Below are 4,104 nucleotides of genomic sequence, written 5' to 3'. Positions count from 1 at the left end.
TTGCACTGGAAAATTGTGTTTGGAGTTCGTTGTTGCCTTGTATTTTTTGACGGTTCTTGAGCGCCACTGTTGCTCGCTCATAATCCGTGTCACCGTTCGCGTTGAGATATCCACACCTTGCTGCTGGAGCTTCTCGGTGACCTTGGGACTGCCGTAGAGTTGACGAGACGCATCGAACACTTCTTTGATCTGATCCGTCCATTCCCTGTGTTGACGCGCCTGCTCACTCACAGGACGATCCTTCCATTTGTAATACCCGCTGCGAGAAACATCGAGCACGCAGCACATCTTCTCCAGTCGGTACTCGGAGCGGTGTTCATGGATGAACGCATATTTTACCGACGGTCTTTCGCGAAGAAGTGCATCGCTTTTTTTAGAATTTCATTCTCTTCTTGCAAGTCACGAATTCGTTTTTGCATTTCCCTTAGTTGATGATCTTCGGACTTGAACGCTTGCGCTTCAACGATTTCCGGCTCGCCACCGAACTTCTTCATCCAGCCGTACAACGTGTTGTCTTTGATCTTAAGTTCGCGGGCGACCTCCGCCACCGACTTTCCGTTTTCCTTCACGTACTGTACTGTCTTTCTCTTGTACGCTTCATCGTATAGTGGTTTCTTCATTCCGACACAGTCCTCCGATTCTGCTTCTTTTCATCAGTGTAATCTGTGTCTACTATTCAGTCTAGCAGCAATGAACGTTTACTTTCGAAGGTACAAGGGTTGACGTTTTCCTTGCCGATGTAACATATTTTGAAATAATATAAGCAACCCCTTCCTTGGTCAGTTTATTATGCTGGTTGTTTGTAAACAGGGGATATTCGCTTTTCCACGGTTTATCCAGCTTGTTTTCCAGCATATAACGCTCCAATAAAGATACGGTATTCTTCATGAGTGGAACGCGTCTTGTCTTGTTTCCTTTCCCGGTCAATACAATGACGGCGGGCGTATCCAGAATCACATCGCTAACCTTCACATCGATGAGTTCCTGCACCCTGGCCCCTGTATCATACAGAACGCTCATCAGTGTCAGGTCGCGGCGGCCTTTCAGGCAGTTTCTGTCGGGCTGTTCCAGCAGCAGCTTCATCGCTTCCGGAGTCAGATGCTCCACCACGGTTTTCTTTGCTTTTTTTGAAGGGATCGCGATGACCTTTTGAAAATGGAACATGCCAGATGGTTCTTCAGCTTGTACGTACCGAAAAAAGGAATGTATGGCGGCAAGTCTTTGGTTTCTAGTTGAGATGCTGCAATTTCTGCCTGTTTCCAGCCAATCCAGAAAACCAGTAAGCATTTCTTTTGAAAGAAGATCCATCGTAATCCGTTCAGCCGCGGTACTCTTCATTTCTTGAAAGTACTTAATCAAAAGTTTAAACGTATCCCGGTAGGAACGAATGGTGTTCTTGCTTACATTTTTCTGTGACGGCAGATACACCGAAAGGAATTCGGTCAGGTGCTTCGCAAAATCAGTCGGTTTCATCGAAAACACCTTCGAGTTCGGGGATCATTCCCGGATACCGCGTTTCCAGCTTCACCGTAATGTCGGGAAACACATCCGCGGTTAGTCGCAGGTAGTAAGCCGTGTCATCAAAGGAATCGTGACCCATATACGTTTTAAGTACCGGAAGATAGGCGGTTAAATTTTTCTCCTGTTTAGACCAATTTCTCAGACAGTGAACCGCATACGTATGGCGAAAGTCGTGGATCCTTGGACCTTTGCCTCTTCCGCCATGTGAAATCTCTGCATGCCACAGAAACTTACGGAAGTTTTTGTACACATTCTGAATCGTCATTGGCTTACCATCCAGTGCCGGAAAAAAATAATCTGCTGCTACCGGAAAAGGATGCACCTGTTCCGCATAATGCCGACAACGCTCCGTAAGAGAAACAGACATGGGTACCAGCCTACTGTTGTCTTTTTTGGAATGATGGATGGCGAGTATGCCGTTCTCAAGGTCAACGTCTGCTACTTTGAGAAGCCTGGCCTCAGACACTCGCAATCCGCACATATATATCATGCGGAAAAACACCGGCATAATGAGATGCCTATACGGACATTCGTAACAGTGCCGGCACTTGTCAGATTCAGCAAAGAATCTTGTCAATTCATCGGTTGAATAAATATGCGGCATATATTGTTTTTCCGTAGAATAGTACCCTTTGGGAAGAATATTGGCTCTCACTCCGATGGAATCCAAATATTTTGCGAATTGGCGGATGATTGATGCTCGTGAACATTGGTTGCCCTGTGCCTCGTAGGTCTTTTTGCTGCACCACTCCAAGACCATTTCCTTCGTAAGGGAACTGGCCTCAGGATATTTTTCAAACGTAAATCGGTCAAATCGTTTCAAGTGGTGCGCATCTGCATCGTATTTGTAACCGACAGCCCGTTTCAATTCTACGTGATCCCGAATATGGTCTTTAAAAGGACCTTCATAAATGAGATCATCCATGGCAGGCTACCTCATCAAAATCAAGGGAACATTCCTTCAGCTTCTTCATGTCGACCTTCAGATAAACGGCTGTGGAGTCTGTATCGACATGACCGAGAATATCCGAAATCGTGGAAAGGGGCGTGTCTTTTTCAAGAAGCAAACTGGCCATGGTGTGCCGAAGGGAGTGCATTCCTCTTCGCTTTTTCAACGTAGGCAGGTGTGCCAGTTCCATATATCTTTTAATCAACTGGTTTAAATGATCGTCTTCTGAAAAGGGGCCAAATGGTGCCATATGCTTGACAAAAATGTAGGGGCTATCGATGTTAGGGCGACCGTATCGGAGATAGTCGATCACGGCCCAACCTACCTCCGGTGTCAGTGGAAGAGACAGTGGCTCCCGTGTCTTAGATTGAGTAAACACAAGCTTCTTCTCTTCCCAGTGGAAGTTCTCCATTTTCAGATTTTTAATGTCGGTGCAACGCAAACCAAGACAGCAGGCCAGTAAGATGATGGCGTAATCCCTTTTGCCTTTCGGGCTTCCTCTGTCAATGGCAGTGATCAGTTGGTTTAATTCATCAGTCGTCCATACGGATGGAATACGGGTCTGCTTTCTGGCTTGTACCATCGGTGTCTTTGCAGCAAAATCAGTTTGTACTTCTCCGGTTTCCAGAAGAAAACGGAAAAAGGCACGTAGGGAGCAAATATTTTGTTCCACTGTTTTATACGTGTAGCCGGCCAAGGTTTTAATGTAGCTGTTAATGAGGGCGAGACTCATTTCCCTGCAATCGGTGACGGCTTGGGAAGAAAGATAATCCATGAACCTGGCAGACTGTTTGACGTAATGGTTGGTGGTGACTTTGGAATAATCCTGATCTGTACAATATTGCTTGAAGCGGTTGCTGATCTCGATGAAATACGGATCGGTAAGGATTTCCTTATGCTTGTAATATCGGCGCAAAACGGTATGGTGCAACTGGAAATCCCCAATCATCCGAATAATACGCAACTCTTGTGTTTCCTTCTGTGAAAGTGTGCGGTCAAAATCTTTTTCCAAGATCGAAAAATGTTGTTCAACAAATTCGATTCCCAATCGTTCGGAATAATACGTTTCACCTCGTTCCTGTGTAAATTTCAGCAGCATCTGCCATCGCCTGCGGTAAAAATTCATGGAGCCTTCGGTGTAACCGAGTCGCAGCATTTCCTGATCCAGATCTTGAAGCAGTTCAGTCAAAGGTTTCTTTAGCATAAGCATTCCTCCAAAAATGATAATGGGAGCAAATAGCTCCTATTATCATCTTCGGATATTATGCAAAGTAAATCGAAGAGAAACGCCGAATCTATAAGGGTTCTAATGGTTTACTTCGCATAATTACTTTCTTTGCATAAGGCGGTTTATGCAAAGCTTTGCATAAACCGCCCTGTGGCGTTCCCTGCTCATTGATGTGAAAGCTGCCACCATCCATGACACCGGCTTTCAGACATTTCTCCAACAACGACAGAACACTTCCATCCACCACTGTTTCCTTCACCATAGAGATAAGCTTTTCATGAGGGATGGTGTCAAAGTATGCTTTTTTAGCGATATAAGATAGACCCATGAGATTCGCTAGTGTACAGGATCGACAGATCCTGTACACTAGCGAAAGAGAGAGGAGCACATCTTGTGGAATCTATCA

The 4,104-nt window shown here is 45.4% G+C and carries 5 protein-coding genes; all 5 read right to left on the bottom strand.

Going from position 1 to position 4,104, the window contains the following annotated elements:
* Positions 1-231 (bottom strand): IS3 family transposase (locus ACFQ2I_RS12100; RefSeq protein ID WP_377564506.1); only part of this gene is annotated, 231 nt, incomplete at its 3' end.
* A gap of 104 nt (positions 232-335) precedes the next feature.
* The gene (locus tag ACFQ2I_RS12095) at positions 336-620 is read right to left on the bottom strand and encodes a transposase (protein WP_377564504.1); all 285 of its coding nucleotides are present in this window, start codon (positions 618-620) and stop codon (positions 336-338) included.
* Between the two features lie 61 nt (positions 621-681).
* Positions 682-1,473 carry a tyrosine-type recombinase/integrase gene (locus ACFQ2I_RS12090; protein WP_377564503.1) on the bottom strand — a complete coding sequence of 264 codons (792 nt, stop codon included), beginning with the start codon at positions 1,471-1,473 and terminating at the stop codon, positions 682-684.
* Positions 1,460-2,446, bottom strand: coding sequence for a tyrosine-type recombinase/integrase (locus ACFQ2I_RS12085; RefSeq protein ID WP_377564501.1), 987 nt, complete (start codon positions 2,444-2,446; stop codon positions 1,460-1,462). The genes ACFQ2I_RS12090 and ACFQ2I_RS12085 overlap by 14 nt, the downstream gene beginning before the upstream one ends.
* The gene (locus ACFQ2I_RS12080) at positions 2,439-3,674 is read right to left on the bottom strand and encodes a tyrosine-type recombinase/integrase (RefSeq protein ID WP_377564500.1); all 1,236 of its coding nucleotides are present in this window, start codon (positions 3,672-3,674) and stop codon (positions 2,439-2,441) included. The genes ACFQ2I_RS12085 and ACFQ2I_RS12080 overlap by 8 nt, the downstream gene beginning before the upstream one ends.
* Positions 3,675-4,104: the final 430 nt, after the last annotated feature.

This window comes from Paenibacillus chungangensis, from assembly GCF_042675905.1.
Taxonomy (GTDB): domain Bacteria; phylum Bacillota; class Bacilli; order Paenibacillales; family Paenibacillaceae; genus Pristimantibacillus; species Pristimantibacillus chungangensis.
The sequence above is the reverse complement of the archived record's forward strand: the minus strand, read 5'-3'. Positions and strand labels throughout refer to the sequence as shown.